Source organism: Arthrobacter sp. D3-16 (assembly GCF_054408515.1).
The window spans coordinates 3379654-3395168 of the sequence record NZ_CP096437.1 but is presented as its reverse complement, the minus strand read 5'-3'; the positions used below and the strand labels follow the sequence as shown (position 1 = coordinate 3395168).

Sequence of the window (15515 nt, the reverse complement as noted above, 5' to 3'; positions counted from 1 at the left end):
CGCCGTCGTTCTTTATGCTGAGTGCTAATGCTCTGACGCCTTTTCGGACGACTGGACAGGGACTTCCTTGCCGTCGCAGTCGATGAGCTTGCCGCCTTCGAAGCGGTCGCCGTCGGCCAGGCATTTCAGCTCCTCTTCCCGGACCACCCGGCCGGTACCTGCCACGAACACCGACTGGTTCTCTGAGTTGCCGGCCTTGAGGTGGTTGAAGAGCAGGTTCAGCAGGATCGCCATTACAGCGGCTGAACTGATGCCGGAGTGGAAGATGGTCGCGAACCAGTCGGGGAACTTGTCGTAGAAGGCCGGGGCTGCGATTGGGATCATGCCGAAGCCCACGGAGGTGGCCACGATGATCAGGTTCATGTTGTTTTTGTACTCGACTTTGGCGAGGGTGCGAATGCCACTGGCAGCGACGGTGCCGAACAGGACAATGCCTGCCCCGCCCAGGACTGCGGTGGGCACGGCTGCCACAACCCGGCCCAGGACCGGCAGCAGCCCGAGGATCACCAGGATGACGCCCCCCGCTGCTACAACGTAGCGGCTCTTGATCTTGGTGACTGCCACCAAGCCGACATTCTGCGCGAACGCGCTTTGAGTGAAGGAGCCGAAGACCGGGGCGATGAGGCTGGAGCCCATGTCTGCACGGAGGCCGGCAGCGATCCGCTTGGAGTCAACTTTGGTTCCAATGATCTCGCCGACGGCCAGGATGTCGGCCATGGTTTCGGTCAGGATCACCAGTACAACGATCAGCATGGAGATGATGGCGGCGATCTCGAAGGTGGGCGCGCCGAGGTGGAACGGTGCGGGGAAGGCGACGATCGGGCCATCCCCGACTTTGGAGAAGTTGGCCATCCCGGTTGCGACGGCGACGAGGGTTCCGATGACCATGGCCAGCAGGATCGAGAGCCGGGAAATGGTGGCGTTGCCGAGCTTGCTCAGGAGGAGAACGAGGGCCAGTGTGATCGCCGCGAGGCCGATGTTTTCAATATTGCCGTAGTTCTCGGCATTCCTGTTCCCTCCCATGGCCCAGTTGGCGGCGACCGGCATCAGTGTCAAGCCGATGGTCGTGATGACAGTTCCGGTGACCACCGGTGGGAAGAACCGCACGATCTTCGAGAAGACCGGCGCGATCAACAAGCCGATGGCGGCTGAGACGATGACCGCGCCGAAGACGGCCTGAATGCCTCCGCCGGTGGTGACGATGGCGACCATCGTTGCCACGCCAGCGAACGATACGCCCTGGACCAGCGGCAGTTGGGAGCCGAAGAACGGGATGCCAATTGTCTGGAGGATGGTAGCGAGCCCGCCCATGAAGAGCGCGGCGGCTATCAGGACGCCGATATCGGCAGGGGGCAGCCCTGCAGCCTGGCCGACGATGAGCGGGACGGCAACGATGCCACCGTACATGGTCAATACATGCTGGAAGCCGTAGGCGAAACTGCTTCCTACGGACAGCCGCTCGTCTTCCGGCCTGTTGGAAACGGCGCGCTTACTGTGTTGTTTGGAGGCGGCTTTGAAGGGGTTTTTGGTGTTCATGGCAGACTTTCTGGTTCATGGCAGACGTCTTCGTCTGGCTAACGTTGTCTGGCTAACGGGGTGTTGCTGAAAGGCTTGGATGAAAGCCCGGAGTTTTTGTCCAGGTGGCAAAAACTCCGGGCCGGTGTAACGGGTGGCGCTTGAGCTTTAGCAGAAGCCGGCGATGCCGGACCAGGCGGCGGGAGCTGCGGCTGCGTCTTCCCGCTGGACGGTGGCCTCGATCAGGCCGTAGGGGCGGTCCGCGGCGTAGAAGACCTCATTGGGGTTGTCGAGGCCGAAGGGTGAGAGGTCCACGAGGAAGTGGTGCTTGTTGGGCATGGAGAACTTGATTTCGTCGATCTCGCTGTGGGCTTCCAGTACTTTGGTGCCCATGTCAAACAGGGTTTGCTGCAGGGCGTGGGAGTACTTCTCGGTGAAGCCCTCGAGCAAAAGTCCCTTGACGTCCTCGTAGCTCTTGTTGAAGTCCAGCGCGCTGAAGTCGGTTCCGGTCTTGAAGCGCCAGCGTGCCGAGACATCGGTGGCCAGGATGCGGTCCGTGGTCTCCTGCAGGGTGGTGTACCTGTCCTTCGGGTAGCCCACAAAGCCTGACTGGGTGGACTTCAGGACGGTCAGGTCCTTGAGTCCGGAGATGAGGTGGGTGGTGGCGCCGTCGCGGACCAGGACCGCTGTGCGAACTTCCTGGCCGTTGCGCACGAACGAGTGGTCATGCTCCGTGCCGTGGGCCTGGATCCGGTCCCAGCTGTAGGACTCGGCCTCCCAGCGGCCGCCCGTCACCCAGTCGAAGCTGGAGGTGAAGTGCTCGCCGAGCCGAAGCAGGAACGCCTCGGGGGAACCCACACCGTCGCGGGCGAAAGCATAGATGGTGTTTTTCTGGGTGTCGGTGGCCACCACGTGGGCGTTGTCGCCCTCGAGGTGTGCGGCCGAAAAATCTCCGCGCAGTTGCGAGGTGACGTTGAGGTCTTCGATTTCGTGGCGGTCGCTGTCGCGGGTGATCTTGACGACCCGGACTTCGGCCTTTCCGTACTGGTTTTCGCCGAGGATGATTTTGCTGCTCATGGTCAGATTCCCAACTTCAGGTATGTGGGACCACAGTCCCGCATAGAAATTAAGCGCGCGTTTCCCGCACGTTTCTTGTACCGTCGGCCCACAAAAAAGAGCCGACATCAATAGATGTCAGCTCATTACGACCCTGCCTGCTGCTCCCAGGTTACGTGATATGCACCACGAATTGACATCCAGCGTAGCTCAGCAAACCGGTGGTGTACATCACAAAGCGAAAATTCAATTTGTGACTGCGGGGCACCCGGACCATTGACGAAGCAGCCGGCCGCGACCTAAGCTATTCCACATGGCAAAAGTTATTTTCCATTTTGTGGAACTACTTCAACCCCTCGGAGGAGGATCAGATGTACCAGCAGGACAAGACGCCGGTTGCACCGGCACCAACGGCGGCACCCTCGGTCCAGGAGTTCTACCTCCCCCTTGGCGGCGGAACGGATCCGGACTTCTATTTGCCGGCTGACCGGGACCACGTCCCCGGGCGCTTCTCGCGCTGGGTCCACGCGCTGCCGGGCTTCAGCAAGCGCTCCTAGCGAAGCCTGCGGGCTGCGGCCAAGTCGACGGTTCCCTGCGGGTTCGACGTCGCCGGGGGTCGGGTACGCAGGGAACCGTCGAAACGGAGGCGCCGCTTAGCCGCTCACCAGCCGCCGGGCCGCCGCAGAGTGCTGGGCGATGAGCCCGGCAACGTCCAGTCCAGGGATTTGCCCGTCCACCACGCGCCACTGCCCGCCCACCATCACCTGGTCAGCCCGGTCGGCAGCGCACAGCAGCAACGCGGCAATAGGGTCATGGCTGCCGGAAAAGCGCAGGTCGTCCAACCTGAACAGTGCCAGGTCTGCCTGCATCCCGGGAGCAAGCTGACCGAGCCCCGGACGTCCAAGGACAGCCGCGGAGCCCCGGGTGGCCCAGCCCAGCGCCCTTTCCACAGGAACATCTGCCCCGTACCGCAGCCTTTGGAGGTACAGCGCCTGCCGCGCTTCCAGGATCATGTTCGAGGCATCATTCGACGCCGAGCCGTCCACTCCCAGCCCCACGGGCACTCCGGCATCCTCCAGTTCCAGGACGCGCGCCGTCCCTGACGCCAGCCGCATGTTCGAGGTGGGGCAGTGCGCGACGGCGGTGCCGGCGGCTCCCAGCCTGGCAATCTCCGCGTCGCTGAAATGGATGCCGTGGCCCAGCCAGGTGCGCTCCGTCAGCCAGCCCACGCTCTCGAGGTAGTCAACGGCCCCCAGCCCGAACATCTCCCGGCAGAAGTCCTCCTCGTCCAGGGTTTCGGCCAGGTGGGTGTGCAGCCGCACGTCCAGCCGCTCGGCGAGCGCGGCGCTTTCGGCCATGGTTTCCTTGGTCACCGAGAAGGGCGAGCATGGCGCAAGGGCAATGTGGATGACCGCGTCCTCACCGCGCTCGTGGTACCGCGCCACCAGGCGCTCGCTGTCGGCCAGGACCACGTCCGGTGCCTGCACTGTTGACTGGGGCGGCAGGCCGCCGTCGTCCGATCCCAGTGTCATGGACCCGCGTGTCAGGGTGGCCCGCATTCCCAGCCGGCGCACCGCCTCAACCTGGATGTCGACGGCGTGCTCCAGTCCGCCCGGGAAGAGGTAGTGGTGGTCCGCAGCCGTGGTGCAGCCCGAGAGCAGGAGTTCGGCGAGTGCCACCGTGGTGGCGAGCTCAAGGTCCCGCGGCGTAAGCCGGGCCCAGACCGGATAAAGGTTCTGCAGCCAGGGGAACAACGGGGCGTTCGCCACCGGACCCCAGGCGCGGGTGAGGGTCTGGTAGAAGTGGTGATGCGTGTTGATCAGGCCCGGCAGCAGCACGTGGCTTCCGGCGTCGAAGACCTCGGTGCACGGTTCCGCCGGCACGTGGCCCGCGCCAAGTACTTCCACGATGGTTCCGCCGCTGACCACGAGTCCTCCCGAGGCGTCCAGCCCGTTGGCAGTGAAGACAGCCTGCGGATTCCTGATCCAGAGGCGGGGTCCAGCGGGAGGAATATTGGGATGGGTCATGGCTGTCCTTTGTCTGAGCGCAGTGGCGGTAATTCCAGCTCAGTGAGGCCCTGTCTGCTGATCCAGGCAGCCGCGGCTGCGGGCAGCGCGGGTGGCATCAGACTAGGGAAGGCGCCTGACCTGCGTCAATGGCAAGGCAATGTGACCGGCCAGCGCCGGGTGGGTGAAGAAGCCGAAACACAGATTTCACATCTCGAAATTAAATTTTCAAAAAAGTATGGCGCGGGCCACATCCCGGTGCTAATCTCGATCTTGCCAAAGGCGGGCACCCGGACTTCGGGAAGCTATCTACCAGGCGCAACTTAACCTTCACAGCACATGCTGAAGCCTGGTAACCGTTCGCACCTGGTTCTACTGGACCCCTCCCAAGCGGCGTCAGGCTTCCCGGCAATAAGGAAGTCGCATCATGAGTACCACCGTCACGGCCGAAGAATTCCTGGCCAGATCCATCAGGTTGGCCACGGCCAACGTCCTCAACAGCGGGGGACCCTTCGGAGCAATGATCGTCACGGCTGACGGCCAGGCGTTCGACGGCGTCAACCGGGTCACCGCGGACAACGATCCCACCGCCCACGCCGAAGTCACCGCCATCCGCACCGCCTGCCGCGAACTTGGCACCTTCGATCTCAGCGGGGCCGTCCTCTACACGAGCTGCGAGCCATGCCCGATGTGCCTGGCGTCCGCGTTGTGGGCCAGGGTGGAACGCGTCGTCTTCGCCGCGGACCGCCACGACGCCGCCTCCGTGGGCTTCGACGACGCCGTCTTCTACGAATACTTCGAAAACCAGGACAGGAACTCCCTGATGCCGGTCTCGAAGCTGGAGTTGCACGGTCCGCAGGCCCCGGCCCCGCTGGAACCGTTCAACACCTGGAACACACTCGACACCAGGATTGACTACTAGGCCCGGCGGCTGACATGACCATCCTGGACAATTCCCACGAGGAGCATTCGGCTCCAACTCCCCGCACCCGCACCTCCAGCGCCACCGAAGGCAGCCCCAAGCAGCCGGCGTCCAACTCCTTCCTTGACCGCTTCTTCCAGGTCACCCAGCGCGGCTCAACACTTGCCCGGGAGTTCCGCGGCGGCCTGGTCACCTTTTTCACCATGGCGTACATCGTCATCCTCAACCCCCTGATCCTGGGCGGTTTCAGCGCAGGCAACGCCCCCACCGACGTCGCCGGGGGCTGGCTCTCCGCCGCACAGGTAGGAGCAGTCACCGGACTCACTGCCGGCGTGATGACCATCCTCTTCGGGCTCGTCGCGAACCTGCCGTTCGGCCTGGCCGCCGGGCTGGGCATCAACTCCTTCCTGGCCGTCTCGGTCATCCAGGAAGTCACCTGGGCCGAAGCCATGGGCCTGGTGGTCATCAACGGCATCCTGATCGTGCTGTTCGGCATCACCGGAGCCCGGACCGCCATCTTCCGGGCAGTCCCCAAGGAACTGAAGGCCGCCATCACAGTGGGCATCGGCCTGTTTATCGCCTTCATCGGCTTCGTGGACTCCGGCTTCGTCAAGGCCACGGCGGGCGGACCGCCCGTCCAGTTGGGCAACGGCGGCTCCATCACCTCCGTCCCCACGCTGGTGTTCATCGTCGGACTCCTGGCCATGGGCATCCTGGTGGCGCGCAAGGTCCAGGGCGGCCTGCTGATAGGCATCGTGGCCACCACCTTCCTGGCCGCAGTCGTTGAAGCATTGATGAAAATCGGCCCGGCCAGCGAAACGAACCCCGGCGGCTGGCACCTGAACACTCCGGTACTCTCCGGCCAGCTGGTGTCCGCCCCGGACCTGGGCCTGGTAGGGCAGTTCGACCTGTTCGGAGCCTTCAGCCGGATCGGCGGGCTGGCCGCGACCATGCTGGTGTTCACCCTGGTGTTCACCAACTTCTTCGACGCCATGGGCACCATGACGGGCCTGGCCAAGAGCGCCGGCGTCGCCCACAAGGACGGAACTTTCCCCCGCCTGAAGTCCGCCTTCATCGTGGAAGGCGTCGGCGCCGTCGCAGGCGGAGCCACCTCAGGCTCCTCCAACACCGTGTATATCGACTCCGCCGCGGGCATTGGCGAAGGAGCCCGTACCGGCCTGGCATCGGTGGTGACCGGGGTGCTGTTCCTTGGCTCGATGTTCCTGACGCCGCTCACCAGCGTGGTTCCGCTCGAGGTGGCAGCCGCTGCCCTGGTGGTGGTGGGCGCGATGATGATGGCGCAGATCCGCGAGATCAAGTTCAGCAAGTTCTCCGTGGCGCTGCCCGCCTTCCTGACCATCGTGACCATGCCGCTGAGCTACTCCATAGCCAACGGCATCGGGGTGGGCTTCATCAGCTGGGCCATCATCGGCGCGGCTTCCGGGAAAGCGAAGAAGATCCATCCCCTGATGTGGGTGGTCAGTGCCGGGTTCCTGGTGTACTTCGCCCGCGGGCCCATCAATCTGATGCTGGGCGCCTGACCGCAGCCTTCTCACGCACCTGCTCCGCTTTCGGGCATCCGCACCTGTGACCCCGGGTGCGGATGCCCGGAAAGGCAGCAATTCCCATTGGATCCGGGCCAACCCTTGGCCCGGCCCACGATAGGAACGACAATATGGACACCACCGCACAGTGGAAGAAGGAGCGCCGCCATGCTTGACCTGATCCCTTCACTTCACGGCTGGGCCCCGGCCATCATCGGACAGCGGTTCGCGGTGGCCACCATCGTTCGGGCCAGCGGCTCAGTTCCCCGGCCCGTCGGCAGCTCCATGCTCGTGTCCGACGCCGGAGCCGTCCTGGGCAGCCTCTCCGGCGGTTGCGTCGAGGGGGCCGTCGTGGCCGCAGCCCTGGAATCGATGGACGACGGCGCCACCCGGCTCGAGACCTTCGGCTACAGCACCGCTGATGCCTTCGCCGTCGGGCTTACCTGTGGGGGAGAGCTGGACGTTCACATCGCATCGGCCAACGGAAACCAAGGCGGCCGGCTGGCGGAAGCCCTGCTGCAGTTGGCGGCCTGCAGGCCTGACGAGCCGGTGGCGCTGGTCCGAAGGCTGGACGCCGGCGGCAGCGGTGCCGTCGTTATCTCCCAGCCGGCCGCTGCAGATGTGGCCCACCATCCGGAGCTGCGCGCGCTGCTGGACCTTCCGGGAGACCCCCGGGCTGGCCGTGCCCGCAGCGTGCAGCTCGAGTCCTTCCTGCGCAGCGGCGCCACGGGCGTGCTGCAACTGGCCGGGCCGGGTTTGTGTGCCGGCGGGGCCACACTCCTGGTGGAGTCCAGGCTCGCGCCGCCGCGCATGCTGGTGTTTGGCGCCAATGATTTCAGCGCCGCGCTGCTGCCTGCCGCCAAACCGCTCGGCTACCAGGTCACCCTGATCGACGCCCGGCCCGCCTTTGCCTCCCAAACGCGGTTCCAGGCAGCGGACGAGGTGGTCACCGCCTGGCCCCACCATTACCTGGCAGCGGAAGCGGCGGCAGGACGGGTGGACGTCCGGACGGTCATCTGCGTCCTGACCCACGACCCCAAATTCGACGTACCCCTGCTGGAGACGGCGCTGGCCCTGGACGTCGCCTTCATTGGGGCCCTCGGCTCCCGGCGCAGCCACGTCCAACGGGTAGGCGCCCTGCTCGACACCGGCGTACGCCCGGAACGGATCGCCCAGCTCCACTCGCCGCTCGGCCTGGATCTCGGCGCCGTTACACCGGCCGAAGTGGCGGTTTCCGTCCTGGCCGAGGTCATTGCCGCCCGGCATCCGGCGGCCTCCCATCAACCGTTGAGGGAAACCTCCGGCCCCATCCACCAGGAGCGCGCCGCGAAGCCGGCGGCCACCCACTCTTTGCAGCAGGAGATCGCATGGACATGAACACCATCGAGGCGGTGGTCCCCACCACCGACCCCGCGGAATGGCGGGACGGCGACGCCTGGCTCGCGGGAGGCACAGTCCTCTTCTCCTACGGCAGCCTGGCGTTCGGCCCCCGGCCGCTCAGGCGGCTCCTGGACCTCGGCAACGCGGGCTGGACCCCCGTCACCGCCAGCGATGAGGGGATCGAACTGGCAGCCACCTGTACGGTGGCCGAGCTCTACAACCTTCCCGGCTCTCCTGCACCAGCAGGCCGTAGCTGGCCGGCCCTGGACCTGGTCCGGCCGTGCTGCGACTCGTTTGTTGCCTCCTTCAAGGTGTGGAACATGTCCACGGTGGGCGGCAACCTGTGCACCTCGCTGCCCGCCGGGCCCGTCATTTCGCTGTGTGCCGGCCTGGACGGCAGCGCCACCATCCTGGGCCCCGGCGGCACCAGCCGCAGCGTCCCGGTGACGGAATTCGTCACGGGCGACGCAAAGAACTGCCTGGCGCCGGGCGAGCTGCTGCGCAGCGTCCACCTCCCGGCGTCGGCCCTTGCCTCCCGGGTGGCGTTCCGCCGCCTGTCGTTGAGCAACCTGGGCAGGTCCGGGGTGCTGCTGATTGGAAGGCTCGACGGCGGAACGCGGCTGGTGCTCACCGTCACCGCCGCCACCAAACGGCCCGTGCAGCTGCGCTTCGAAGGGCTTCCCGACGCAGACGTGCTGGCCGCGGCGATTGCCGCAGCGATTCCGAACGACCTCTACCACGACGACATCCACGGCCTGCCGGACTGGCGCCGGGACATGACCTACCGCCTGGCCGAGGAAATCCGCGCCGAACTCGCTGCCCCGGAAGGGGCGCCCGGCCTCCGGGTTTCCGGCGACTTCTGGCCACCGAAGGACCGTGGACTTTACGCGCAGCAGGAAGGGGCCTGAGCATGGCCATCGAGATCAACGGAACCGCGGCGGACGCGTCACCCCGCCCCGGGCAGTGCCTGCGCACCTTCCTGCGGGAGCAGGGCAACCTGGGCGTCAAGAAGGGCTGCGACGGCGGCGACTGCGGGGCCTGCACGGTGCATGTGGACGGCACTCCCGTGCACAGCTGTATCTACCCTGCCGTCCGCGCTGAGGGACACGCCGTCACCACCATCGAAGGACTGGCTTCGACTGCCGGCGACGGAACGGACCTGCACCCCGTGCAGCAGCAGTTCATGGAGCGGCAGGGCTTCCAGTGCGGGTTCTGTACGGCGGGCATGGTGATGACGGCGGCGACCTTCGACGACGAACAGAAGGAGAACCTGCCCCGCAACCTCAAAGGCAACCTCTGCCGCTGCACCGGATACCGTGCCATCTCCGACGCCGTCTGCGGTCACGCCGGGCACCCGGAACCGAAGGGACAGGGGTCCGGGATCGCCGGGAAAGGCCAACCCGATCCCGAGCCGGGGCAGCTGGGCGACGACGTCCCCGCCCCCGCCAGCCGGGCAGTGGTCACCGGCGCCGCCCGCTACACGCTGGACGTCCCGGCAGACCAGCTCCAGGGCCTGCTCCACCTCAAGCTCCTGCGCTCGCCGCATGCCCATGCACGCGTGCTGGCCATCAACACCGATGCTGCATTGCAGGTCCCCGGCGTGGTGGCCGTCCTGACCCACCGGGACGCTCCCGAGCAGTTGTTTTCCACTGCACAGCACGAACTTTTCACCGACGATCCGGACGACACCCGCGTGCTCGATGACGTGGTGAGGTTCCGCGGCCAGCGCGTTGCGGCGGTGGTGGCTGAAACCGTGGCTGCCGCAGAAGCCGGGGTACGGGCACTTCAGGTTGAGTACGGGGAACTGCCCGCCGTCTTCTCGCCGCAGGAAGCACTGATGCCCGGAGCGCCGCTGGTGCACGGCGAAAAGGACGGGGTGGCGTCGCGCATCTCCCGGCCGGACCGGAACGTGGTGGCTGAACTCCACTCGGAACTCGGGAACGTGGCCCAGGGATTTGCCTCAGCGGACTTTATCCACGAGCAGACCTACCGCACCCAGCGCGTCCAGCACGTTGCGCTGGAAACGCATGCAGCCATCGCAGCCGTTGACGGTGAGGGCCGCCTGCAGGTCCGCACGTCCAGCCAGGTTCCCTTCCTGGTCCGCCGCACCCTGTGCAGGGTTTTCGGGCTTCCGGAAAAGCAGGTCCACGTGGTGGCCGGCCGCGTGGGCGGCGGCTTCGGCGGCAAGCAGGAAGTACTCACTGAGGACATCGTGGCGCTCGCGGCCCTGAAACTGGGCCGGCCTGTCCAGCTCGAACTGACCAGGACCGAACAGTTCACCGCCACCACCACCCGGCATCCGTTCATTATCAAGCTCAAGGCCGGCGCCAGCGTCAACGGTAAACTGACTGCCCTGGAACTCGACGTGCTGACCAACACCGGCGCCTACGGCAACCACGGCCCCGGCGTGATGTTCCACGGATGTGGCGAGTCGTTGAGCGTCTATAACTGTGACAACAAAAAAGTGGACGCCCACGCGATGTACACCAACACGGTGCCGGCCGGGGCGTTCCGCGGCTACGGTCTCAGCCAGATGATCTTCGCGATCGAGTCCGCCATGGACGAGCTCGCCGCCGGCATCGGCATGGACCCGTTCGAATTCCGCCGCCGGAACATGGTGCGCGAAGGCGACCGTATGCTCTCCACCCAGCCGGAACCCGAGGAGGACGTCCACTACGGCAGCTACGGGCTGGACCAGTGCCTAAGCCTGGTCCGCGACGCACTGGCCCGCGGCCGGGAACGGTATCGGGCCGCCGGGATGGACGAACTCGGTCCCGACTGGCTCACGGGGGAGGGAACCGCCCTCTCCATGATCGACACCGTGCCGCCCCGCGGCCACTTTGCCCACTCCCGCCTCCGGCTCCTGCCGGACGGGACGTACCAGGCCGACGTCGGGACTGCCGAGTTCGGCAACGGCACCACCACGGTCCACTCCCAACTGGCCGCCACGGCGCTGTCAACGAATGCCACGCGGGTGGTGGTCCGGCAGTCCGATACCGACCTGATTGAACACGACACCGGTGCCTTCGGCTCCGCCGGCACCGTGGTGGCGGGCAAGGCCACCCTCGCCGCGGCTGAGGAACTGGCCGTCCGCATCCGCGCCTTTGCGGCAGGTACCCACCAGACCCAGGCATCGGCCTGCGTCCTGGACGGCGACGCCGTCGTCTGCGACGGAACAGCAGTGCCGCTCGCGGAACTGGCGCAGGCGGCTGCGGAGGCCGGCGTCGAACTTGCAGCGGAAGGACGCTGGGGCGGGACGCCGAGGTCCGTGGCGTTCAACGTGCACGGCTTCCGCGTGGCGGTGAACCGGGGCACCGGCGAGCTGAAGATCCTGCAGAGCGTACAGGCGGCGGACGCCGGTGTGGTGGTGAATCCGCGCCAGTGCCGCGGCCAGATCGAGGGCGGAATAGCCCAGGCCATCGGCGCCGCACTGTATGAGGAGGTGGTGATTGACGACGCCGGCCGGGTCACCACCGACATCCTGCGCCAGTACCACATCCCTACTTTCGCGGACGTGCCCCGCAGCGAGGTGTACTTCGCGGATACGAATGACAAGATGGGGCCGCTGGGCGCCAAGTCCATGAGTGAAAGCCCCTTCAACCCTGTGGCTCCCGCTTTGGCGAACGCGATCAGGAACGCCACCGGTGTGCGCTTCGCCCAGCTCCCCATTGCGCGGGACAGGATCTACCTGGGACTTAAGGAGGCAGGGCTGGTGCCGAACCTCGAGCCCGCGGCGAGGTGACCGGCATGCCGGCCGCGTTGTGCGGGCCCCTTGGATCGCGCGGCGGGACCGTAAAATTCCAGCGGCTGCCCTGCCACACCATATAGTCATGGGATGGAACAGCGGATTTTAGGCAAGACCGGACGGAACGTGTCCATCGTGGGGCTGGGCACCTGGCAGCTCGGCGCGGACTGGGGCAATGTTGACCCGGCACAGGCGCAGGCCATCCTGGCAGCCTCCGTGGAGGCGGGCGTGAACCTCTTTGACACTGCCGACGTCTACGGCGACGGCAAGAGCGAGCAGGCCATCGGGAAGTTCCTCGCGGACAACCCCGGCCTGGACATCACCGTGGCCACCAAGATGGGCCGCCGCGTGGACCAGCAGCCGGAGAACTACACCCTGGCCAACTTCCGCCAGTGGGTGGACCGCTCCCGGAAGAACCTGGGCACAGACGCCCTGGACCTGGTCCAGCTGCACTGCCCGCCCACTCCGGTGTACAGCAACGCCGAGGTCTATGACGCCCTGGACACCCTGGTGTCAGAGGGTGCCATCCGCAACTACGGCGTCAGTGTCGAACGCACTGACGAGGCGCTTGAAGCGATCAGCCACAAGGGCACCGCTTCCGTACAGATCATCCTCAACGCCTTCCGCCTTAAGCCCCTGGATGAGGTCCTTCCCGCGGCAAAGGCGGCAAACGTGGGGATCATCGCCCGCGTGCCGCTCGCCTCGGGGCTGCTCTCCGGCAAGTACTCCAAAGAAACCACCTTCGCCGAGAACGACCACCGGAACTACAACCGCAACGGCGACTCCTTCGACGTCGGCGAAACGTTCTCCGGGGTGGACTACGAGCTCGGGCTGAAGGCCGTCAAGGAGTTCGAACAGCTCGTGCCGGCCGGCGCCAGCACTGCGCAGGCGGCGATCGCCTGGATTGCGGCGCAGGACGGCGTCACCAGCGTGATCCCCGGCGCACGCAACGTAGGGCAAGCCAGGGCAAATGCCGCCGCGGCGGGTCTCGCCGTCAATGAAGACTTCGACGCCGGCGTCCGCTGGATCTACGACCACTACTTCCGTGAAGGAATCCACCCGCGCTGGTAAGGCAGCAGGACGGGTTCGCGCCGCCACACGGGACAGGCAGGTGAATGACAGCTTCTACCGTCAGCACCTTCGTGGAGCGGCTCTCCGCTGTGCCTTCTGGTCCAGGGCTTAACAACTTCCTCGATCACAGCGAACCGGCCAATGCGCAGCGCCGGCACAACCTGGAGCTCTACCTGCAGGAGATGCTGGACCGCTCGCCCACGGTGCTGCTGCTGGGCGAGGCCCCGGGCTTCCGCGGCATGAGGATCACCGGTGTTCCCTTCACCAACCGCACCATGTTCCAGGGCCCGGCCAACAGCTTTGGTCTGTTCGGTCCGGGAAAGGGTTACGTGTTGCCTCCCGAGGCGGCGGGAGTAGCAGCCGAGCCCACCGCCACCGTGATGTGGGAGGTCCTGGCGGAACTGGATTTCCTTCCCCTGCTGTGGAGCGCGTGCCCCTGGCACACCCACGTGCCCGGGAAGCCGCAGTCCAACCGCACGCCGAGGACAACGGAAGCCCTGCTTGGAGCTTCGTTTTGGCAGTCGCTGGTTGAGGTTTTTGCCATCCGCACCGTGGTGGCCGTGGGCAACGTGGCCCATCGAAGCCTGCTGGCCAGCGGCATGGACGTGCCGAAAGTCCGGCATCCGTCCCACGGCGGGAGGTCCGGCTTCAAGAAGGGACTGGAGCAACTGCTCACGGCCGGGATGCCGGGCTGAGCTAAGCTCAGCCCCCATTGTCAGACCCCCTTGGGATGATGGGCTCATGGGGAAAGCGGCGGTGACGAAGGCATTTGAGGACATCAATGCCGCTCTTGCCGTGCTCAATGCCGAGGCGGCGGGGTGTGGTGCCGAGGCATTTTCGGATGCCGATCCGTTGGCAGGGCTGGCTGATGGTTGCCTGGAGATTTTAGCCGGTGCGGCAGGAGTGCTGGCCATGGTTTCGGGGCTGGTGGCCAACGCTGCGGGCACGTACGCGGACACCGCGCGGGCAGCAGCTCCTCCCGACGCACCGGTTCAGGCGCAGGAAATGGCTATCGCCGCGGAAATTGGCAGCCTTCTGGCCCTGAGTGACCGTGCCGCGGGCGCCCTTCTTGCCCAGTCGCACGCCCTGACCACGTCCCTGCCCCGGACGTTGGCGGCCCTGCACAACGGAACAATTTCCTGGCAGCACGCCAAAGTGATGGTTGACGAGACTGCCACCCTCGACCCCGCCGGCGCTGCAGCACTGGAAGCCCACTTCCTGGACCCGGACGTGCCCAGGCCGGCCGCAGCGGCCGCGATCGGCGAGATGCCCGCCTACCGGTTCCGCCACAAGGCCCGCACCTGGCGGGAACGCCACCATACCGAAAGCATCGAGAAACGCCACGCCAAGGGTGTGGCGGAGCGGCGGGTCGAGTATCGACCGGATCAGGATGGAATGGCCTGGCTGTCCGCCTACCTGCCGGCGGACCAGGCATTGGGGGGTTGGAACCGGCTTACCAAGCTTTCCCGGGCAATGCAGGGACCCGACGAGGAACGCACCCTTACCCAGCTCAGGGCCGACAATTTCGCCGAAGCGCTTCTCGGCAGCCGCGCCGGCGTCCTCGCTGGAACGGCTGCCGGCCCGTCATCGTCGATCCGGGCGCAGGTGTTGGTGACGGTGCCGGTGTTTTCCCTGCTGGGTCTGACCGACGAACCGGCCATGCTCGACGGCCACGGACCCATCCCCGCGTCGATGGCCCGCAAACTGGTCGCGGACGGGGCAGACTCCTTCTACCGGGTGCTGGTGGACCCAAAGGACGGGGCGCCGCTGGAGATCGGACGTACCAGTTACCGGGTCACCAAAGCTATCCGGCGGTGGCTGCGCTTGCGGGACGGAAAGTGCCCGTTCCCGGGTTGCAGCAACCACTCGTTGGACAACGAAGCAGACCACTTGTTGGCCTGGCATCAAGGGGGAACTACCGGGATCAGCAACCTGGGCCAGCCCTGCCCGAAGCACCACCGGCTCAAGCACGCCAGCACGTGGACACCCACCGAGGCGACCAAGAACGAACCGCCAGGCTGGATCTCGCCATCGGGCCGAAGATATAAGAGCGAGCACCAGGACTGGGAACCACCACACTGGCCCCAGCACTTAGGGCTGGAAGCGGAACCTGAGCCGACGACAACGGCAAACCGGTCGCGTCCTACACTCGGCGATGCCGTCCATGGCTACCCGGACTTCGTTTACAGTGGGCTGTCCCCGGGAGAAGTCGTGTTGGAAAGGTTCCTGCATAAGCGCGCCTGAGCACCCGCTCTGACCTGCCCCGCGGACCCTGC

At 66.0% G+C, this 15515-nt stretch carries 12 protein-coding genes; 9 read left to right on the top strand and 3 right to left on the bottom strand.

The genetic code is table 11. The features are described from left to right. Positions 1 to 24: 24 nt before the first annotated feature. Entirely contained in the window at positions 25 to 1536 is a 1512-nt protein-coding gene (locus tag M1D32_RS15805) for a nucleobase:cation symporter-2 family protein (RefSeq protein ID WP_458779564.1), read from the bottom strand. 147 nt (positions 1537 to 1683) lie between these two features. Next, entirely contained in the window at positions 1684 to 2592 is a 909-nt protein-coding gene (pucL, locus tag M1D32_RS15800) for a factor-independent urate hydroxylase (RefSeq protein WP_458779563.1), read from the bottom strand. A gap of 350 nt (positions 2593 to 2942) precedes the next feature. Between pucL and M1D32_RS15795 the strand changes: the two genes are divergently transcribed. Then, positions 2943 to 3128 (top strand): hypothetical protein, encoded by a 186-nt coding sequence (locus tag M1D32_RS15795; RefSeq protein ID WP_458779562.1) that lies wholly within the window; start codon positions 2943 to 2945, stop codon positions 3126 to 3128. 96 nt (positions 3129 to 3224) lie between these two features. Here the strand turns inward: M1D32_RS15795 and M1D32_RS15790 are convergent, their stop codons facing one another. Next, entirely contained in the window at positions 3225 to 4598 is a 1374-nt protein-coding gene (locus tag M1D32_RS15790) for an 8-oxoguanine deaminase (protein ID WP_458779561.1), read from the bottom strand. Positions 4599 to 5004: 406 nt separating this feature from the next. Between M1D32_RS15790 and M1D32_RS15785 the strand changes: the two genes are divergently transcribed. From M1D32_RS15785 to M1D32_RS15750, 8 genes are all read left to right on the top strand, one after another. Continuing rightward, positions 5005 to 5499 (top strand): nucleoside deaminase, encoded by a 495-nt coding sequence (locus tag M1D32_RS15785; RefSeq protein ID WP_458779560.1) that lies wholly within the window; start codon positions 5005 to 5007, stop codon positions 5497 to 5499. A 14-nt stretch (positions 5500 to 5513) separates the two neighbouring features. Then, entirely contained in the window at positions 5514 to 7040 is a 1527-nt protein-coding gene (locus tag M1D32_RS15780) for an NCS2 family permease (protein WP_458779559.1), read from the top strand. A gap of 171 nt (positions 7041 to 7211) precedes the next feature. Continuing rightward, a complete protein-coding gene (locus tag M1D32_RS15775; protein WP_458779558.1) occupies positions 7212 to 8420 on the top strand; it encodes an XdhC family protein in 1209 nt (402 codons plus the stop codon). Beyond that, on the top strand, positions 8411 to 9331 hold the full coding sequence (locus M1D32_RS15770) for an FAD binding domain-containing protein (protein WP_458779557.1): 921 nt from the start codon (positions 8411 to 8413) through the stop codon (positions 9329 to 9331). The genes M1D32_RS15775 and M1D32_RS15770 overlap by 10 nt, the downstream gene beginning before the upstream one ends. 2 nt (positions 9332 to 9333) lie before the next feature. Continuing rightward, on the top strand, positions 9334 to 12165 hold the full coding sequence (locus tag M1D32_RS15765) for a molybdopterin-dependent oxidoreductase (RefSeq protein ID WP_458779556.1): 2832 nt from the start codon (positions 9334 to 9336) through the stop codon (positions 12163 to 12165). A gap of 93 nt (positions 12166 to 12258) precedes the next feature. Beyond that, a complete protein-coding gene (locus tag M1D32_RS15760; RefSeq protein WP_458779555.1) occupies positions 12259 to 13239 on the top strand; it encodes an aldo/keto reductase in 981 nt (326 codons plus the stop codon). Positions 13240 to 13283: 44 nt separating this feature from the next. Continuing rightward, positions 13284 to 13934 carry a uracil-DNA glycosylase gene (locus M1D32_RS15755; protein WP_458779554.1) on the top strand — a complete coding sequence of 217 codons (651 nt, stop codon included), beginning with the start codon at positions 13284 to 13286 and terminating at the stop codon, positions 13932 to 13934. A gap of 46 nt (positions 13935 to 13980) precedes the next feature. Continuing rightward, positions 13981 to 15483 carry an HNH endonuclease signature motif containing protein gene (locus tag M1D32_RS15750; protein ID WP_458779553.1) on the top strand — a complete coding sequence of 501 codons (1503 nt, stop codon included), beginning with the start codon at positions 13981 to 13983 and terminating at the stop codon, positions 15481 to 15483. The last annotated feature ends 32 nt before the right edge of the window (positions 15484 to 15515 follow it).

Coding starts and splice junctions, on each gene's coding strand:
- M1D32_RS15750 (WP_458779553.1), top strand. CDS start 13,981: ATGGGGAAAGCGGCGGTGACGAAGGCATTTGAGGACATCAATGCCGCT.
- M1D32_RS15805 (WP_458779564.1), bottom strand. CDS start 1,536: ATGAACACCAAAAACCCCTTCAAAGCCGCCTCCAAACAACACAGTAAG.
- M1D32_RS15770 (WP_458779557.1), top strand. CDS start 8,411: ATGGACATGAACACCATCGAGGCGGTGGTCCCCACCACCGACCCCGCG.
- M1D32_RS15755 (WP_458779554.1), top strand. CDS start 13,284: ATGACAGCTTCTACCGTCAGCACCTTCGTGGAGCGGCTCTCCGCTGTG.
- M1D32_RS15790 (WP_458779561.1), bottom strand. CDS start 4,598: ATGACCCATCCCAATATTCCTCCCGCTGGACCCCGCCTCTGGATCAGG.
- M1D32_RS15760 (WP_458779555.1), top strand. CDS start 12,259: ATGGAACAGCGGATTTTAGGCAAGACCGGACGGAACGTGTCCATCGTG.
- pucL (WP_458779563.1), bottom strand. CDS start 2,592: ATGAGCAGCAAAATCATCCTCGGCGAAAACCAGTACGGAAAGGCCGAA.
- M1D32_RS15785 (WP_458779560.1), top strand. CDS start 5,005: ATGAGTACCACCGTCACGGCCGAAGAATTCCTGGCCAGATCCATCAGG.
- M1D32_RS15795 (WP_458779562.1), top strand. CDS start 2,943: ATGTACCAGCAGGACAAGACGCCGGTTGCACCGGCACCAACGGCGGCA.
- M1D32_RS15765 (WP_458779556.1), top strand. CDS start 9,334: ATGGCCATCGAGATCAACGGAACCGCGGCGGACGCGTCACCCCGCCCC.
- M1D32_RS15780 (WP_458779559.1), top strand. CDS start 5,514: ATGACCATCCTGGACAATTCCCACGAGGAGCATTCGGCTCCAACTCCC.
- M1D32_RS15775 (WP_458779558.1), top strand. CDS start 7,212: ATGCTTGACCTGATCCCTTCACTTCACGGCTGGGCCCCGGCCATCATC.